This window comes from Neptunomonas marina (assembly GCF_004005935.1).
Taxonomy (GTDB): Bacteria; Pseudomonadota; Gammaproteobacteria; order Pseudomonadales; family Balneatricaceae; genus Neptunomonas; species Neptunomonas marina.
In genome coordinates, this window is sequence record NZ_SACQ01000004.1 from 33870 (window position 1) to 50241 (window position 16372).

13 protein-coding genes are annotated in these 16372 nt (G+C 51.7%); 6 read left to right on the forward strand and 7 right to left on the reverse strand.

Translation table 11 applies throughout. From position 1 onward, the window contains the following. Positions 1 to 520 precede the first annotated feature (520 nt). The 6 genes from EOE65_RS09480 to EOE65_RS09505 all read left to right on the forward strand — a co-directional run bounded on the left by EOE65_RS09480 (position 521) and on the right by EOE65_RS09505 (position 8822). On the forward strand, positions 521 to 1705 hold the full coding sequence (locus EOE65_RS09480; RefSeq protein ID WP_127694079.1) for a pyridoxal phosphate-dependent aminotransferase: 1185 nt from the start codon (positions 521 to 523) through the stop codon (positions 1703 to 1705). A 228-nt stretch (positions 1706 to 1933) separates the two neighbouring features. Next, positions 1934 to 2563, forward strand: a complete 630-nt coding sequence (locus tag EOE65_RS09485) for a TetR/AcrR family transcriptional regulator (protein WP_164847069.1) — start codon at positions 1934 to 1936, stop codon at positions 2561 to 2563. Next, entirely contained in the window at positions 2547 to 3605 is a 1059-nt protein-coding gene (locus EOE65_RS09490) for an efflux RND transporter periplasmic adaptor subunit (protein ID WP_127694081.1), read from the forward strand. The genes EOE65_RS09485 and EOE65_RS09490 overlap by 17 nt, the downstream gene beginning before the upstream one ends. 5 nt (positions 3606 to 3610) lie before the next feature. Further along, positions 3611 to 6673 carry an efflux RND transporter permease subunit gene (locus EOE65_RS09495; RefSeq protein WP_127694082.1) on the forward strand — a complete coding sequence of 1021 codons (3063 nt, stop codon included), beginning with the start codon at positions 3611 to 3613 and terminating at the stop codon, positions 6671 to 6673. Positions 6674 to 6684: 11 nt separating this feature from the next. Further along, positions 6685 to 7980, forward strand: a complete 1296-nt coding sequence (locus tag EOE65_RS09500) for a TolC family outer membrane protein (RefSeq protein ID WP_127694083.1) — start codon at positions 6685 to 6687, stop codon at positions 7978 to 7980. A 140-nt stretch (positions 7981 to 8120) separates the two neighbouring features. Next, positions 8121 to 8822, forward strand: a complete 702-nt coding sequence (locus EOE65_RS09505; RefSeq protein ID WP_127694084.1) for a class I SAM-dependent methyltransferase — start codon at positions 8121 to 8123, stop codon at positions 8820 to 8822. A 59-nt stretch (positions 8823 to 8881) separates the two neighbouring features. Here the strand turns inward: EOE65_RS09505 and EOE65_RS09510 are convergent, their stop codons facing one another. The 7 genes from EOE65_RS09510 to EOE65_RS09540 form a co-directional block, all read right to left on the reverse strand. After that, complete coding sequence (locus tag EOE65_RS09510; RefSeq protein WP_127694085.1) at positions 8882 to 9679, reverse strand: hypothetical protein; 798 nt, start codon at positions 9677 to 9679, stop codon at positions 8882 to 8884. A gap of 99 nt (positions 9680 to 9778) precedes the next feature. After that, positions 9779 to 10420 (reverse strand): hypothetical protein, encoded by a 642-nt coding sequence (locus EOE65_RS09515; RefSeq protein WP_127694086.1) that lies wholly within the window; start codon positions 10418 to 10420, stop codon positions 9779 to 9781. Next, positions 10420 to 10986: a dCTP deaminase gene (gene dcd, locus EOE65_RS09520; RefSeq protein ID WP_127694087.1), complete on the reverse strand. Its 567-nt coding sequence runs from the start codon at positions 10984 to 10986 to the stop codon at positions 10420 to 10422. Before dcd ends, EOE65_RS09515 begins: the two co-directional genes overlap by 1 nt. Positions 10987 to 11102: 116 nt before the next feature. Then, positions 11103 to 11936 (reverse strand): iron-sulfur cluster carrier protein ApbC, encoded by an 834-nt coding sequence (gene apbC / locus EOE65_RS09525; RefSeq protein ID WP_127694088.1) that lies wholly within the window; start codon positions 11934 to 11936, stop codon positions 11103 to 11105. Positions 11937 to 12029: 93 nt separating this feature from the next. Next, positions 12030 to 15158 carry an MFS transporter gene (locus tag EOE65_RS09530; RefSeq protein WP_127694089.1) on the reverse strand — a complete coding sequence of 1043 codons (3129 nt, stop codon included), beginning with the start codon at positions 15156 to 15158 and terminating at the stop codon, positions 12030 to 12032. After that, positions 15136 to 15759 (reverse strand): TetR/AcrR family transcriptional regulator, encoded by a 624-nt coding sequence (locus EOE65_RS09535; protein WP_127694090.1) that lies wholly within the window; start codon positions 15757 to 15759, stop codon positions 15136 to 15138. Before EOE65_RS09535 ends, EOE65_RS09530 begins: the two co-directional genes overlap by 23 nt. A gap of 96 nt (positions 15760 to 15855) precedes the next feature. After that, on the reverse strand, positions 15856 to 16281 hold the full coding sequence (locus EOE65_RS09540) for an Lrp/AsnC family transcriptional regulator (protein ID WP_127694091.1): 426 nt from the start codon (positions 16279 to 16281) through the stop codon (positions 15856 to 15858). Positions 16282 to 16372: the final 91 nt, after the last annotated feature.

The following is a 16372-nucleotide window of genomic DNA, read 5'->3' on the forward strand; positions in this document are numbered from 1 at the left end:
GCCAATAGTGGCAGGGCAAAATACGTCATCGCTGTGTAGAACAAAGCGAACGTAAAGCCGGTTAGTGGCTGCATTCTCTAGTAATCAAGCAGATACAACAGCTCATTCACGACGTAAAACGCGCCCAAATTACTCAAAAAACACATCAGGTTGGCTTTTATGCCGTGGCGTTTACGCAACCACGCTAAATTCTTTTCCCATGTCGAACGCGGCACGCGCGCACTTGATGCAAGTCGATTCATTAATCCATCTTATGGGTGTTGTGACGCACCCTCTACTTTTGGTTACAAGCACAGCCACACTCAGGCAGCTCAAAACATGAGAATTATAATTATTTCCAACAACATATAATAGTTGCCGCACCTCTTGCATAAAAAACAACTGCGATTCTGCGGTGCAGCAGTCATATCTTTTCTGTATAATTGGCCAGCTTAAAGAGACAACCTTTCCTGTTCGCTGTCACGGACACTCTTTGGTCTTTAAGCGCCTACGCAATCCATTCTTTTATGAGGATTTAGACTTGGACGTTCAACTTTCAGACCGTGTTAACCGTATCAAACCATCGCCAACGCTTGCTGTAACAAACCGTGCAGCAGAACTTCGTGCGGCTGGTAACGATATTATTGGCCTCGGCGCTGGCGAACCCGATTTCGACACGCCGGAACACATCAAGGACGCTGCCGTAAACGCCATTGATAATGGCATGACCAAATACACCGCAGTCGATGGCACCCCCGGTCTGAAAAAAGCGATTATTAACAAGTTCCAAACTGAAAATAATCTCTCATACGAAGCGAACCAAATTTTGGTTTCTAGCGGCGGCAAGCAGAGCTTTTTCAATCTTGCGCTGGCGCTACTCAATGAAGGCGACGAGGTCATCATCCCTGCGCCATTTTGGGTGTCTTACCCCGATATGGTACTCGTAGCCGATGGCAAGCCAGTCATTATTACCACCACCCAAGCTAGCCGCTTCAAGATCACACCTGAACAACTTGAAGAAGCGATCACACACCGTACGCGCTTAGTTGTGCTTAATAGCCCATCTAACCCAACGGGTGTGGCTTACACGCATGAAGAGCTAGCAGCGTTAGGTGAAGTACTGCAGCGCTTCCCAAATGTTTTGGTGGCCAGCGATGATATGTATGAGCATATCCGCTTTACTGACCAGCCGTTTTGTAACATTCTTAATGCGTGCCCAGAGCTCTACGACCGCACGATCGTGTTGAATGGTGTTTCTAAAGCCTACTCAATGACAGGCTGGCGTATCGGCTACGCGGCCGGGCCTGCAAAGCTGATTGGTGCGATGAAAAAAGTGCAATCTCAGAGCACATCCAACCCATCATCTATCTCGCAAGCAGCGGCACAAGCTGCGCTTGAGGGCGGTTTAGAGTGCGTGGAGAAGATGGTGGTCTCGTTCAAAGAGCGCCACGAGTTTGTCGTCAACGCACTGAATGATATTGAAGGTGTGGAGTGCATCCCCGCCGACGGTACTTTCTACGCTTTCCCAAGCTTCGCAGCGGTGATCGAGAACGATTCGCGCTTCAATGACGATATTGAACTGGCCGAGTTTCTACTCAACGAAGCAGGTGTCGCCCTTGTACCGGGTTCAGCTTTTGGTGCACCGGGCAACATGCGTCTTTCCTTTGCCACGGGCCTAAGCACCCTCGAAGATGCGATCAGCCGCATCAAGAGCGCCCTCGCGTAACGCTACCTCGCCAAACAAGCCGAGCACATGCTCGGCTTTTTATTGCTGTTTCTGCTCCGAACACCGCTGCTCTACGTAGGTTAATAACTGAACTAGGGCAACCTCTCGTTCAACTCTATTCGTGATGACACTTCTCCATCACGTAACAAATCTTTACGTAATAGCTATTGCTCAAAAAAGGCACACATTACTATAATGCTCTTTTTTAGCACGACCGGTCTAGTTAAAATGGTACAAGGCAGAAAAGCTGCACATAGCCGCGAGGATATCCTCGCAAAAGGCTTCGACTTATTTAGCCGTCAGGGTTATCACGCCACAGGCTTAGCCACCATTCTCAAAGAGTGTCAGGTATCGAAAGGCTCGTTCTACAACTTCTTCGGCAGTAAAGAGCAGTTTGCTATCGAAATCCTCGACCACTACCACCAAGCCGAGTGGGAGAAATGGGAGCAAGAGTTTAATCGCATAGAGGGTCGTATCTTTGCCAAGATGCGCATCATCTTGGAGCAAAAAGTCCAGATGCGTGAGCAAAATACTGACCACTACGGCTGCCTGCTCGCCAACCTCACAGGTGAACTGGGGGATTGCGATTCTAGCTTTAACGCAACCATTCGTACCTATATTCAACAGATACTCGATGCCATCACCGGCGACTTCGAAGAAGCACAGCGCGATGGCGATATTCGATCGGATATCGATGCCAGAACGCTGGCGTGCGCTTTTTGGGATAGCTGGCAAGGTGCACTTCTGCGCGTGAAGGTTGAAAACACCGCAACCCCAATGCGTGAGACCATCGAGCTCTATTGGAATCATATTTTACCGCCCAAACAACAGGAGACAGCGGATGAAAGCCCGTCATAATCGTTTTATCAAAGCAGGGATCGCCGCTTTGATGATCAGTTCAAGTTCCATGATGGCGGCCGCTGAAGGCAAGCCCCAAGGACTGCCAGCTGAAGTCATCAAGGTTGCGCAAAGCACATTAACCAGCGAGCTACGCGCTGTCGGCAAGCTTGAAGCGTGGGAGAGTGCAGTCATTCGTCCAGAGCAAAATGGCGTGATCGAAAAGGTGCTCTTTGAGGAGAGCCAATCAGTTAAAGCGGGCGACACCCTCTTTGAACTGGAAGCGTCAACCTATCGTGCAGCGGTGGCCGAAGCACGCGCACGCGTTAGCCTCAGCCAAAGCGAGTACAAACGCGCTGACCAACTCCTCAAAAAACGTGTTGGCTCTGCAACCGAACGTGATACCGCACTGGCTCAACTACGCGTGAATGAAGCGCAGTTGCAAGTTGCCCAAACACAGCTGGCCAAAATGCGCATCAAAGCCCCCTTTGACGGCGTCATCGCGCTGCGCAGCGTGTCCCCCGGTGATTATGTGACCGCAGGCCAAGATCTCGTTGAGTTAGCTGATATCAGCAAGATGAAGGTAGAGTTTAGTTTGCCGGAGATCGCGCTGAGCCAGATTAGCAGAGGCCAGCAGATCAATTTGCAAATACCTGCCTATCCCAATGAAACGTTTAGCGGCGAAATCTATACGATCTCACCACTGATCGACCCACGTAGCCACAGCATTAAAGTGAAGGCACGCATTGAGAACAGCAGCGGTAAATTACGCCCCGGCCTATTCAGCAAGATCAAAGTACTGCTAGGAACCGATGATCAAGCACTTCTCGTACCTGAGGAGGCGATCATTCCCAACAACAACACTTTCTTGGTGATGAAGGTAGATGAGAACAACACTGTGGGCATGGTGCCGGTGCAGCTCGGTGTCCGTAAAGACGCCAAAGTGCAAGTGATCTCAGGGTTGAATACAGATGATGTCATCGTCACAGCAGGCCATATCAAATTGCGCCCGGGTATGCCGATCACCCCTATTTTTCCACAGCCGGCTAAACAGGAAGGCTAATCGCTATGGTTTTGTCTGATATCAGTGTTAAGCGCCCTGTCCTTGCGACCGTCATGAGCCTTATGCTCTTGCTGGTCGGGATAATCGCTTATGACCGTCTCACGGTACGGGAATATCCAAAGATCGACGTTCCCGTCATCACCGTAGAGACCAACTACCCAGGCGCCAGCGCCAGTATTATAGAAACCCAAGTTACGCAGATCATCGAGGACTCCCTTTCAGGTATCGAAGGGATCGACTTTATGACCTCCATTAGTCGCTCGGAGAGCAGCCAGATCACGATCAACTTTAAGCTCGATCGCGACCCTGACTCCGCGGCCAGTGACGTGCGTGACCGTGTGGGCCGAGTACGTGGTGCTCTGCCAGATGACATCGATGAACCTATCGTCGCCAAATCTGAAGCCGACGCGCAACCGATTATCTGGCTCGCCTTCTCTTCCGATCGCCACTCCCCCATGGAAGTCTCTGCGTTTGCGGACAAGCGCGTAAAAGATCCGCTGCAAACCGTATCTGGCGTTGCTAGCGTCTTTGTTGCCGGTGAGCGCCGCTACTCGATGCGCATCTGGCTTGATCCAGACCGTCTAACCTCCTACGAGATCACGCCCAGCGATGTGGAAGCCGCACTGCGCGCGCAGAACTTGGAGGTACCCGCTGGCCGTATCGAAAGCACCCAGCGTGAGTTTAGCGTGCTGACCAACAGCGACCTTAACGATGTTGCTGAGTTCGAAAACGTGATTGTTCGCAACGATGCTAACTATCCTATTCGTATCCGCGATATTGCACGCGTGGAGATAGCTCCTGAATCCGAGCGTGTCATCGGCCGCTTCAACGGCGAAACTGCGGTGGCTTTGGGTGTTGTTAAACAATCAACAGCCAACCCTCTTGATGTCTCTAATGGCGTCAAAGAGGAGATGAAGCGCATTGAGAGCATTCTTCCAGAGGGGATGCGTGTTGCCATTGCCTACGACTCATCGATTTTTATCCAAGCATCTATCGACTCGGTATTTAAAACACTGATCGAAGCCGGGATTCTGGTGGTCGTGGTGATCTTTTTCTTCCTACGTAACCTGCGTGCAACACTGATTCCGGTGGTGACGATTCCGTTATCCTTGGTCGGTGCCTTTGCAATCATGTACGTGTTGGATTACTCCGTTAACACGCTAACACTGTTAGCGATGGTGCTCGCTATCGGATTGGTGGTCGACGACGCCATCGTTATGCTAGAGAACATCTATCGCCATGTTGAAGAGGGATTATCTCCGGTAAAAGCCGCCTTTATCGGCAGCCGCGAAGTGGGCTTTGCGATTATCGCAACAACATTAACTTTGGTTGCGGTGTATGTCCCCGTGGCACTGACACCCGGGCGCACCGGCAAGCTCTTCACCGAATTTGCTATTACACTGGCAGGCGCGGTGCTGATTTCAGGTTTTGTCGCTCTCACCTTATCGCCGATGATGAGCTCTAAGATGCTCAAGCATGAGAAGAAGCATTCCGCGATCTTCAACATGATTGAGGCGCTCCTCAACGCCATCACCAACGGCTACCGCTTCCTACTTGAGAAGGTACTGCGTAGCGCCCTGCTGGCGATTCTGATTATGGGCGCAAGCTCCTATGGTGTCTGGTTCTACTACCAGCAGCTGCCACAAGAGCTGGCGCCAACAGAAGATCGCGGCACGATTATGTCGTTCTCTATCAACCCAGACGGTTCGTCTGTTGACTATGTTGACCGCTACTCGAAAGCCGTTGAGGGCGTCGTATCGCAACTGGAGGAGAAAGACCGCTTCTTCACCGTGGTGGGCTTCCCTTCTGAGACAAACTCACTCACCTTTATTGGCCTAAAAGACTGGGCCGAACGTGAGCGCAGACAGCAAGAAATTACCGCCGGTTTAACACCACAGTTGTTTGGTGGAGTCACGGGAAATATGACGTTTGCAATGGATCTTCCATCGCTCGGCCAGAGTATTATCTCTCGCCCGGTGGAGTTCATTATCAAGTCAAATGGCACCTATGATGATCTTAAGGCCATTCAAGACAAGGTGATGGCTAAGGTTTACCAAAACCCGATGTTTGTTCAACCTGATACGGATTTAAAGCTCAACAAGCCGGAGCTACAGATCGATATTGACCGTAACAAAGCGTCCGAGGTGGGGGTACCTGTTGAGCGTATTGGCCGTACACTGGAAAGCTATATCGCAGGTCGTGATGTCACTCGCTTTAAAAAGGAGGGGGATCAGTACGATGTGATCGTGCAGGTTGATGCGCAAGAGCGGAACAACCCAAGCGATCTATCAAGCCTCTATGTGCGCAGTGATTCGGGCGACATGATCCAGCTGTCTAACCTGACCACTGTACGTGAAACCGTAGCACCGCGTGAGCTGAACCACTTTGATAAGGTGAAGGCAGTGAAGATCCAAGCGATGATTGCACCGGGCTATAGCTTGGGTGAAGCGCTGGATTTCTTAGATCAGACCCTAACCGAAGTAGCGCCAGAAGCCACTGCAGACTACGGTGGCCAGTCACGTGAGTTTAAAGATTCAACATCGAGCCTGCAGCTCACCTTCACGATGGCACTGATCTTTATCTTCCTTGTTTTGGCAGCTCAGTTCGAGAGCTTCAAAGCACCGTTTATTATCTTGCTCTCGGTACCACCGGCGGTTTTGGGCGCGCTCTTTGCACTGCAAAGTACAGGCGGCAGTATCAGTATCTACAGCCAAATTGGTATCATCACGCTCATCGGCTTGATTGCAAAACATGGTATTCTGATTGTGGAGTTTGCGAACCAGCTACAGGAGCAAGGACGTTCACACTTCGAGGCGATTACCGAAGCTGCAACACTGCGTTTACGCCCTATTCTGATGACCACAGGTGCAACGGTACTTGGCGCGCTGCCACTTGCGCTAGCAGCAGGGGCCGGTGCTGAATCACGCCAGCAGATCGGCTGGGTTATCGTCGGCGGTATGCTGTTTGGTACGCTGATTACACTGTTTGTCATCCCAACGGTGTATAGTTTCTTGGGTAAACGCCGCCCCAACACGATCGAACAAGAATACGCGGAAACACTTAAGTAAGGACTAGATTGATGAAATTGATCTCACACGCAATACGTGTTGCGCTGGTTGCAGGGCTATGCAGCTCTGCCGCTGTTCAAGCGGGCTCTCTTGAAGAGATCTACCGCAAGGCGCTCAATAATGATCCGCAATTAAAAGCGGCCCAAGCAAACTACCGCGCTGACAAGGAAGCTCTGCCGCAAGCGAAAGCTGGCCTGCTACCAAGCGTCAACGCTCAAGCACAAACCGGCCATGTCGACTCAGACACCGCCAGTGGTGATTCCTCTTACAATACAAATGGTTACACGGTCAGTTTAGTTCAGCCGGTTTTCTCGGCAGCTAAGTGGCAAACTTATCAACAGGGCAAGGTGCTGGACGAGCAGGCTCAGCTACGCCTTGATCAAGCCCAGCAAGCGTTGATTTTGCGCACCATCGAGAGTTATCTAAATGTACTTCGCGCACAAAGCAACTTGGATACCGCCCAAGCGCAAGTGCGTGCAATCAAACGCCGCCTTGACCAGGTTAACGCGCAGTTTGACGTGGGTTTAATCGCCATCACAGATGTCCATGAAGCGCAGGCATCATATGATAATGCACGCGTTTCACAGATCGAAGCAGAGGGTGCTTTAGACAACAGCTATGAAGCACTGGAACGCCTCATTGGTGAGCCGGTTGATAACCTTGATCAGCTAGCAGCGGACTATCCGATACAAGCACTGAGCCCAGCAGAGCCGCAACCATGGCTCAAGAAAGCGCTACAGGATAACCTCTCATTGCGTGTTGCCGCATCAAACGTGGAGGTTGCGCGCCGCAGCGCGAAGATCGCTAAAGCGGGGCACCTACCGACGGTTGATCTCAATGCATCTCACGGCGAAACCAACGCACTTAACGATGTTAAAACGAGCCAGATTGGTTTAACGCTTAGCGTACCTCTCTACCAAGGAGGAGCGATTAGCTCACGCTCCCGGCAGAACTACGCGCTGCTAGATGCCAGCATGCAAACTCAAGAGGATACGCTGCGTGCAGTGCGTCAAACAACACGCAGCCTGCTACGCGACCTTAAAACAAATGTTTTGAGCGTAGCTGCGCGCCAACAAAGTATCGTCTCCAGCGAAGCCGCTTTAAAAGCGACCAGTGAAGGCTTTAACGTTGGCACACGTAACGTGGTTGACGTGCTACAAGCCGAGCAAGCGCTTTATGCGGCACAACGTGATTACGCCAGCGCGCGCTTTGATTACGTGCTTAACTTGTTTACCTTCAAGCAGCAGATTGGCACCTTGAATCCAGACGACATCTACGCACTGGATGAGTGGCTTATCGCCAACTAGCGCGCATTAACTTGTACGAAAAGCCCGCCATTGAGCGGGCTTTTTTTGTGCTCAGACAAGACCGACTTAATCCCTCGTTGACCACCCTGCGTACAGATAAGAGAATACTAATATTGAGACTTATCGTTGGAGAATAACCTGTGATCACACTCGAGCAGCGTCAGCGTCAAATAGAGGAACACCACGGCGGAAACGGTGAAAAAGCAGCACAGCGTACACTTGATAACTTCGCTCGGCACCACAACGAAGACTTTTGGACTTTCTGGCAGCAAGCGGTATTACAGCGCTTACCCGCCTCTCCCAAGCGACTACTTGATCTTGGCTGCGGAACTGCGCAGTTTCTTCAAGCGATCTCGCAGCAGTTACCCCGCGTAAAGTTGACCGGTATTGAGTGCGCGCCCTACATGTTGGCTAAACAAGTTTCGTTGCCGACCGATAGCACCCTACTCGTAGACGATTTGAACGCCCCCGAACGCGAATGTATCGAACCGAGCTCCCAGCATATCATCATGGCAAATATGCTACTGCACGAACTAGAACAACCGATCTCAGCGCTACTCGCCTGCCATCACTGGCTTGCTGATGATGGGTTACTGGTCGTTATCGATATGGTGCGCCAACCGCTCGCGTCCTACCTGCCCCATGCCCTTCGCGATACCGCCGTCGCAGCGCTATCAGATACCGAGCGAGCGTTTCACTTTCGCCAGTTTCAAGAGCACAACCGTTACACAGCGGACGATCTAGCTTGGCTGTTAACCGAGTGCGGCTTTGAGATCTGCCATCGCGATGCCATTCGTAGCGGCCGAGCAGCGCGCTTCGTGGTGAGAAAAGCACCCCACTAAACTAAAAAACCCAGCACTGTTACGATGCTGGGTTTTCGTTTAATGAGATGCTTTTTGCCTTAGTGGATAACTGGGCTATCTTCATCGCCCTCTGGCATGATCATATGCCCAACCCCATCCCGAGCCAGCGCACCATGCTCTTCGGCAACCTCCAATAGCTGATCCAACAGAATATTAGTTAGGTGGCCGCTGATAATCATGCCGGCCGGCGGATCACCAGAAAACAGCTCCTCATCCACCAGACCATCTGGACGAAGCCCAAGCAATAATGGGTTTTCTTTCACAAGGGGTGCAATATCGTCCGGCGCAAAAACCGAGTAGGAGCTGGATACTTCAAGCGCTAACTGATAAGCATCGTGCGCTTCGGTTTCCAGCTTTTGTAAGAAGCTCTCTTCCGCCGCTCGAAAGCGTGCTGTCAGTAATCCCACACCGGGTTTGCTCAAATTGCTCGTTGCTTGCTGTGAGAGGCTGTAATCTGCCAGCATTGGATAGCTACGTGTGGGGTCGAGCTCTTTCTCATCGACCATCACGTTACCCTCCTCATCAAGCCGAAGCCAGTCATTCTCGACCGCCACTGCCAGCAAGTTCTCTAGCGCAACCATGACCAAATTACTGGCGATGATCGCACCCACCGATGGGTTACCACGCTCTTTAGGGTCGGCTATCAGATCGCTCGCACGGGAAGCGAGCAACGAGGGCTCCTCCTCAACAAGCTCGGCCATACGGTCGGTATCGAGGTAGAGCATTTCATGACAAAGGCGCTCAGCGGTCATAAAAGGAAGCGCGGCATCCTGCACCATCCGCTGTTTGTATTCGTCCCTTACACCTTCAAGGATACTTGAAAGAATTTGACTCATGGGTTTATCTCATCAATAGGGGCAAAAGCAACAGAATACCCAGTGAATAATCAGAAGGCGCTACGAACGTCGGCACCTTGCTACATAGTTTAGACCCATTTAATGGATTTTGATCCCTATCGGCTCCACACCATGCTTCATACCATCAAAGCAATCGCGCAGTTCACTCAGCGGTGATAAGCCGTAATCAACCGGATCAACCGGCAACTCAATCCAATCAAGCGACCAAATGCGGGTCATCAACTCATACTCACCGATGAGCGCATCAAGGAAGATCATAACGGCTTCAGTGCGCGGATCCATCTCGAGTACTTTCGGAACATCATGCATATACACGGCAAGGTGTAGCTTGTTATCAATTGTGCGCAGGGAGTACCAATAGTCATTGAGTTCACAGATCTCATCGGCCACATTGATGTGACTAGGGATCGGATCGTAACGATGGTTAAAGGCCTTAAATTGAATACCCGCAAGACTCGGCGCAGCGCCAACTAAGCTCAGTACCGAGTGGATCGACTCAGGATAGCCATCGCAGCCGAAAATCATCTCAATCGCGCCATCTTCAGCGTCTTTTTCGAAGTGGAACGTTAAATTGCGATCAATTTTTTGCAGCGTTTCACGATAACCACTTAGTAATGCATCCGCATCAAACTGGTTTTCACTACGGCTGGTTAGCAGTTGATCGATGGTGTGCTCGACATGCGTCCAGAAATCTTCGATGTTTTTACGCGACTGCATCATTACGTACGTGGTACCACTACACCCGTTTGGCCTTGATACTTGCCCTGACGATCAAGATAGGAGGTTTCACACACCTCATCCGCACCAAGGAATAGCATCTGTGCAACCCCTTCATTCGCATAGATCTTCGCAGGCAAGGGTGTCGTGTTGGAGAACTCCAGCGTCACGTGGCCTTCCCACTCTGGCTCAAGCGGTGTCACGTTGACGATAATGCCGCAACGGGCGTAGGTGCTCTTCCCTAGACAGATCGTTAGGACATCACGGGGAATATGGAAATACTCTACCGTCCGCGCGAGCGCGAAGGAGTTTGGCGGGATAATGCAAACATCCGACTGCACATCCACGAAACTGCCTTCGTCAAAATCTTTCGGATCTACAACAGAGGAGTTGATGTTCGTAAAAATTTTGAACTCATCAGCACAGCGCACATCGTAGCCATAACTAGAGGTTCCATAAGAGATCATTGCACCCCGTTCGCTTGAGCGCACTTGGTTTGGCTCAAAAGGAGAGATCATCTTATGTTCTTGCGCCATGCGGCGAATCCAGCTATCCGATTTAATGCCCATTAAATGTCCTGCAACTGACGGTTAGTAAAGCGCGCGATTATAGCCTTTTTGGCAAAAAAAATCCGCATTTAAATAGCAATAAATGCGGATCTTTTCGCGTGAAAAGCTAATAAGCGTTAGTCATCAACCACATGGATCTGTGGCATGGCAGGTGCCGCCTCAGCTGCGCTATCTAGTGCGCTAACAACTTCGCGGGCGATCGCTAAGTAATGCCCTGCTAACGCACCTTGTGGATCGGCAACCACCGTCGGCTTTCCGCTATCAGCTTGCTCACGGATGGCAAGCGATAGAGGCAACGCACCCAGCTGACGAGTGTCGTATTCACGGGCGATACGCTCGCCACCACCAGCGCCAAAAATATGCTCCTCATGGCCACAGGCGGAGCAAATATGAGTACTCATATTTTCCACCACACCAATCACAGGAATATTTACTTTACGGAACATTTCAATACCTTTCTTGGCATCAAGCAGCGCGATATCCTGCGGCGTAGTCACCACCACAGCACCCGACAGCGCGACCTTTTGCGACAAGGTTAGCTGAATATCGCCAGTACCCGGCGGCATATCGATGAGCAAGTAATCCAGCTCGCCCCAAACCGTTTGAGTGATTAGCTGCTGCAGCGCTCCGCTCGCCATTGGACCACGCCATACCATGGCGGTCTTCTCATCCACCAGCAAGCTGATCGACATGACCTTCAAGCCGTGAGCCTCCACTGGCATCATGCTGTTTTCGCTGATCTGCTCAGGACGAGTGCCCTCAGTAATACCGAGCATCATCCCCATACTCGGGCCGTAGATGTCAGCATCTAAAACCCCAACTCGATACCCTTGTGCGGCAAGAGCCAGCGCTAAGTTCGCCGTTGTCGTGGATTTGCCAACACCGCCCTTACCGGAAGCGACTGCAACAACATGTTTTACTCCGGCCAAGCCGGGCGCTGAAGATTGCATCTTTTCTCTCCTAATCAGATAAACACGCCTCTCTTAGTGAGATAGCCCGTTTACCAAATGACCAAATACCTGAGTAATTATATCAACTATTAGTTAGCTCTGGCTATCATCTAGAAACAGAAAGCCATCGGCATCTAAATAACCTGCTCGTCGCGTTCGGAACCAGCGCACTCCCTGCTCAATAAATATCGCGTCATCAGCGTTGCAGTAAGGGCTCACCTGCGCACCACCGACGATGATTTCACCCACCTCTTCAGGCAGCGCCAGTTGACCATCAGGTTTTTCGATACGCACAGCCGTGCCAGGCAGCGCCATGCCCACCGAGCCTACCAGCGTGCCGCGCTGAACGCTCCACCAGCGCGTGCTCAGATAATCGGGGATATTCACCGTTGCCACCGCAGCGACCTCTGCGCACCCAAACCCCTCTAACACGGGCTTGTGGAATCTTGCTAGAAACGCATCTTGTGCGGCGCCATCAAGCTTACCGCCGCCACAGACAACCAAACGTAGCGATGACAACATGGCAGGATGAACAGCCTCAGTGCCCAGCAAAGCTTTGGTAATATCTGGCGTCATAAAGAACAAACTAGCGCGATGACGGGCAATGGTTTTAGCTATGGCCAGACTCTCGTGCGATTTCGTTTGATAGACAACGGATAACGGTTCCAGCCAGGGCAGAAACAGATGGGTGAGCAACCCGTAAGCCGTTGAGAACGGCAACACACCGGCGAGCCGCTCATCTTCACGCCGATTAAGAAGGTCAAACAGCTGACGAACATTCGCCACGATATTTTGCTGGCTTAAACCAATAGATCGCCACTGACCGTCAGCACGTTGAGTGAGCGTAATAGCCGCAAGCGCTTGCGTATCAGTGGCGCTGCCAAACCAACGCACCAGCAGCTTAGTAGGCAACAAGGCCGCACCCAACATACCTATCGAGCGCCCCAACCAACCAGCTTGATCACGCACTGATTCTAGTGCCACAACAGGCAGAGCATTAAGCTGCACGGCATTCAGCCCAAGCAGTTTTAACGTGTAGTCCGACGTGATAACGCCCTCGGCGCCGCTAACAGTGATCTGCTTTTTCAACTCATCTAGGTCAGCTGTTGGATTTAGATTAGCAACCACTTTTCCCGCAAGCAGCGCCGCCATGTTAGCCAGCGCAGCCGAAACGCCTGCCGGCAGCACAATAGCTATGCGATCACCGTCAAGACGGCGAACATATTGCGCCAGTACCAGCGCCGCAGCGAGCTGCTGATAGGCATTCAATGGCTTTGCACCTTGATCAAAACGGGCTACCACACCTCGCCAGCGTTTCATATTCTTGATAAAAAGCTCAGGAATTGCGGGCTGCTTTTCAATATAGGCTTGCCATGCCACCACCGCTAAGTGAGCGACCGCTTGCTTAACGTCTTCAGCTTTAGCGTCAGCAGATAACGGCGCGCCAAATGCGACAATCACATCTCGCTTCCATCCCGTGCGCTGGTCCGCTTGTAACGTGTCCTCCGCACGGGACCAGCGGCTGCCCCACAGGCCGCGTAGGTAGAAAGGCACAATCGCCACCCCGGTATCCGCAACGGCGCGCTCAAAGCCGCGGCGAAACTGACCAAGCTGGCCCGTATAGCTGATCGCCCCCTCAGGAAACAAGCATACGACTTCTCCTGCTTTGAGCAGCGCCTGCACCTGCTCAAGCGATGTACGGCTGCCCTTGCCTTTGGAGATGGGGATCACGCCGAACAGATCCAAAAACCAGCGCAAGTACCAGCGCTCATAGATGGAGCGCTCCATGACAAACCGAATCGGTCGCGGACAGGCCATCTGAATCATCGCCCAATCCAACCAACTGATATGGTTACCAAGCAGCAACATCCCTTCGCCTTCCGGTTTCAGATTGTGGAACCCTTGCACGGTTAAGCGATAGCGCTGGCGCATTAGCGCAGCAACGAGAATGCGAATAAAAGCCTCCGGCAGTAGCCAAAGCGCAACCAAGAAGACCAGTGCAGCAATGCCGATCAACATGATCAGCAGCCAACTCGCGGGCATCTCCAGTAGTGAGAAAATCGCTGTAAGCACCAAGCCGGTCAACATCGCGATATTCTGTAAAAAGTTGTTTCCAGCCAGCACTTTACCCAGCTTTTGCTGCGGCGCATGGAACTGAATCAGCGCGTTAAGTGGTATGGTCATCAATGCGCCACTGAGCCCTATCAGTAAGAAATAACCACCGGCTTCTAACAACGAACCGGCTTGCGGCAACAACACTAAACCCACCAGTAAGCCCAACGCCCCTGCTGGAATGAGACCGGTGTTGATATGGTGCGCCGACAGCCGCCCTGCCAGCACCGAGCCGAGCATAATGCCCACTCCCGCCAGCGCCATCGCGCCTTGGATATGGAAGGTATTACTAGCGCCTAACGCCACCTCCGCATACGAAGGGAAAATCGCCAGCATGATCTGGCTAATAGTCCAGAAGGAGGCCAAGCCAAGCACCGAGCGCAAAATCGCCTTAGAGCTTGTTACATAACGTAAGTTTTTCTTGAGCAACTGCCCACGGCGATACGCCGCCCAGTTGAAAGGCTCTGCCGAGTTGGGCTGTTTGCGCATCGGCAAGCGCTGCGCCAGCCATGCCTCCAGTAGCGCACCGCCCACTAGCAGCCAACCGAGCGGGGCGATGGCTTGTAGGATAGCTGCTGTTTCCCAAGTACCAGTGGCGGGTAGCCAAGCCGCGAAAAGTGTTTCAAAGAGTAATGAAAAGCTCACTATCCCGAGCAAAATCGCAACCATGGTCACCGACTGCATCCAGCTGTTGCCTTCGCTGATATTGTCGGTACCTACCAAGTCACGGATGAAGCCATACTTCGCGGGAGAATACAGCGCGCTTTGCAACGCCAGCACAAATGTCATGCCGAAGGCGAGCTCAAACCAGCCTTGGTAGTAACTGAGGGTAATCAGTAATGTGATTGCCACCGCACTTCTGGCGGCCCAGCGCATCACTAACGGTTTCGCGAAGCGGTCCGATAGGTAGCCTGCAGGTGTTAACAAGCCGATAAAAGGCAATAATATCAGCGCATTAACAACCGCTGTCAGCATCACCTGCTCGGGGCCATCATGAGCTTTAAACAGGGTATTTTGGACAATAATTTTATGCCCTAGGTCGACAAATGCATTGATAAAAGCGACCGCCAAAAAAGCGATAAATCCGTTAATACGCAGCAGTGCTAGCATGACCCGACTCCTGTTGCCATCCGTTGATAAAATTCTCGATTAAGCTGGCGAGAATAGCCTGCTCGGCGGTCGTTTGCTGTAAAAACAGCTTATCTCGCAAGGTCAGCACTGCCACACCATGCACACCTCCCCAAACAGCGCGCGCAGCACAGCGTACTTGCTCGGAATCAGCACGAGGGTTGAGGCGTGCTAACAGTACTTCGATCTCCTGAAAGAGCTGCTCTATCTGCTGACTTAACGCCTCAGGCATTGAGCAACTGCTCGCCGAGCGATGTTCAAACAGCAGTGACCAGAGCGCGCGGTGCTGTTTTGCAAACGTGACGTAATCGCTGGCCAGCCCTGCCAACTGCTCTGCGGCACCGAGGCTCTGACGCGGCAAAAGAGCGCTATTAAGACGTTTCAGCGTACGTAAGTTAATTTGCCAATAAAGGTCATCGAGGTTAGCAAACACTTGATACAACGAACCTGCGGTGTAACCGATCCGGGTGGCTACTTTTCGTGCCGATACACCGGCAACGCCCTCCTCTATCAATAACGCTTCTGCTGCATCCAAAGCGAGCGCTTTAATTTCGTCTCGGGAGTGATCATTGCGCCTTGCCATACCAGTAATTCACCTCAATTAAACAGCGTTTAAAAACAACCTTAATTAAACATCGTTTAATTATCAACAGTTTTATACGTCGAGGGCAAAGATCAATTAGCGCCACTCGCGCATCACAACATGGGTTGTCACCGTCACATCACTGGGAAGCAACTGGTCAATTTGATAGCGCAGCTCGTGTAATTGTTGCATATCGGTGGTTTCAACGAATGCAAACAGATCAACTTCGCCACTGACACCGTGGCAACACGTCACCCCCTGCAAGCTCAATAACTGCGCAGCAATCTCTTCACAGCGGTAACCTTTTTGTGTGACTTCAAGGTACGCCTGCACCTTTGCCTCTCCCTCAACATAGGGAGGGCGTTCAACGCGATAGCCACGGATCTCACCCGTCTGTTCCATACGGCGAATGCGCTCCGTAACAGCTGAGCGCGATAGATTCACCCGCTCGGCGATTGCTGAAACGCTAGTGCGTGCGTTTTCGCTTAGCACCGCAAGGATCGCTTGATCAAACTTATCCACTTCTTAGTTACCCAACAAAACGACAGAAAAACCCGCAAAATGACGGCAGCAACGCGCAGTTTGCAGCGCTTAAAAGCCTTAGACTGACTCG

What these genes read in the sequence shown, in the direction of transcription:
- EOE65_RS09500 (WP_127694083.1), top strand. Translation starts at nt 6,685, where the DNA reads ATGAAATTGATCTCACACGCAATACGTGTTGCGCTGGTTGCAGGGCTA.
- dcd (WP_127694087.1), bottom strand. Translation starts at nt 10,986, where the DNA reads ATGGGCATTAAATCGGATAGCTGGATTCGCCGCATGGCGCAAGAACAT.
- EOE65_RS09535 (WP_127694090.1), bottom strand. Translation starts at nt 15,759, where the DNA reads ATGGCAAGGCGCAATGATCACTCCCGAGACGAAATTAAAGCGCTCGCT.
- EOE65_RS09515 (WP_127694086.1), bottom strand. Translation starts at nt 10,420, where the DNA reads ATGATGCAGTCGCGTAAAAACATCGAAGATTTCTGGACGCATGTCGAG.
- EOE65_RS09510 (WP_127694085.1), bottom strand. Translation starts at nt 9,679, where the DNA reads ATGAGTCAAATTCTTTCAAGTATCCTTGAAGGTGTAAGGGACGAATAC.
- EOE65_RS09485 (WP_164847069.1), top strand. Translation starts at nt 1,934, where the DNA reads ATGGTACAAGGCAGAAAAGCTGCACATAGCCGCGAGGATATCCTCGCA.
- apbC (WP_127694088.1), bottom strand. Translation starts at nt 11,936, where the DNA reads ATGCAATCTTCAGCGCCCGGCTTGGCCGGAGTAAAACATGTTGTTGCA.
- EOE65_RS09495 (WP_127694082.1), top strand. Translation starts at nt 3,611, where the DNA reads ATGGTTTTGTCTGATATCAGTGTTAAGCGCCCTGTCCTTGCGACCGTC.
- EOE65_RS09530 (WP_127694089.1), bottom strand. Translation starts at nt 15,158, where the DNA reads ATGCTAGCACTGCTGCGTATTAACGGATTTATCGCTTTTTTGGCGGTC.
- EOE65_RS09490 (WP_127694081.1), top strand. Translation starts at nt 2,547, where the DNA reads ATGAAAGCCCGTCATAATCGTTTTATCAAAGCAGGGATCGCCGCTTTG.